Raw genomic sequence first — 1229 nt, 5'->3', positions numbered from 1 at the left:
GCCTTGGCGGTCCCGATGCGACGTCCCTGCACCACCACCTGGGAACCGACCTCGCTCTGGGGCTTGAGCAGCACGGGATTCATGTGAACGCTCGGCGCCACGCCGGCGGCACGTGCCTGCAACGCCTGCGCCCGCCCGATCTCACCGCCATCCGCCGTCACTGCAGCGTTGTTCGACATGTTCTGCGGCTTAAACGGGCGGACCTTGAGGCCGCGCCGTGCGAAGACGCGGCAGAGGCCGGCGACGAGAAGCGACTTGCCGACATTCGAGCCGGTGCCCTGCACCATGAGCGCGCGCATCAGAACTCGATGCCTTCCTGCGCTTTCACGCCTGCGGCGAAATGATGTTTCACCAGGGTCATCTCGGTGACGAGATCGGCGGCCTCGATCAGTTCCGGCTTGGCATTGCGCCCGGTCACGACGATGTGGAGATCCGCTCTGCGCTGGCGCAGCGTTTCCACGACGTCAACGAGGGGCAGATAGTCGTAGCGCAGGGCGATGTTGAGTTCGTCGAGGACCAGCAGACGGATGTCCTCGCGGGTCATCAGTTCCTGCGCCTTGCTCCAAGCCCGCTCGGCGGCTGCCACGTCGCGGGCCCGGTCCTGTGTTTCCCAGGTGAACCCCTCACCCATGGTATGCCACTCGATCTGGTCGGAGAACCGATCCAGGGCAAGGCGCTCGCCGGTTTCCCAGGCTCCCTTGATGAACTGGACGACACCCACGTTGAAGCCCCGCCCCAGCGCCCGCAGCATGAGGCCGAAGGCTGCCGTCGACTTACCCTTGCCCGGCCCGGTATGGACGATGAGAAGCCCCTTCTCGACCGTCTTCGAGGCGACCTCGCGGTCCTGCACTTCCTTGCGCTTGATCATTTTGGCACGATGGCGCGCCTCGTCGTCCGGGGTCATAAGATCCTCATCCCTATGAGAGGAGCGCACCATGACCAGCGCCGGTGCGGATTTCAAGGCCGGGGTTACGACATGGTCAGGCTTGAAAGATATCTCCTGTACCGGTAAGCATTATTGAAGACGGTGCCCCGGCAACGGGGTGAAAAGGGAATGCGGTGAGACACCGCGGCTGCCCCCGCAACTGTAAACGGCGAGCCTGCGCTCCACATGCCACTGGGCCTCACATCCCGGGAAGGCGGTTGGCGCAAAGCATCGACCCGTGAGCCAGGAGACCTGCCGTCATCGTGCAACCCAAATGCCGCCGGAGGGGTGGCCAAGAGGTATC

At 64.2% G+C, this 1229-nt stretch carries 2 protein-coding genes and 1 riboswitch; both genes read right to left on the bottom strand.

Annotated elements, in window-relative coordinates; translation table 11 throughout:
• The coding region (locus tag DC522_RS33585; protein WP_205769935.1) for an AAA family ATPase at positions 1 to 299 on the bottom strand (299 nt) is incomplete at its 3' end.
• On the bottom strand, positions 299 to 904 hold the full coding sequence (gene cobO, locus DC522_RS33580; protein WP_116532704.1) for a cob(I)yrinic acid a,c-diamide adenosyltransferase: 606 nt from the start codon (positions 902 to 904) through the stop codon (positions 299 to 301). The genes cobO and DC522_RS33585, both read right to left, overlap by 1 nt.
• Positions 905 to 1008: 104 nt before the next feature.
• A riboswitch (cobalamin riboswitch) is annotated at positions 1009 to 1200 on the top strand.
• Positions 1201 to 1229: the final 29 nt, after the last annotated feature.

The sequence above is a fragment of the Microvirga sp. KLBC 81 genome (assembly GCF_003075415.1).
Classification (GTDB): domain Bacteria; phylum Pseudomonadota; class Alphaproteobacteria; order Rhizobiales; family Beijerinckiaceae; genus Microvirga.
The sequence above is the reverse complement of the archived record's forward strand: the minus strand, read 5'-3'. Positions and strand labels throughout refer to the sequence as shown.

Bases quoted from the DNA above. Each gene is read 5' to 3' on its own strand.
- cobO (WP_116532704.1), bottom strand. From the start codon at position 904: ATGACCCCGGACGACGAGGCGCGCCATCGTGCCAAAATGATCAAGCGC.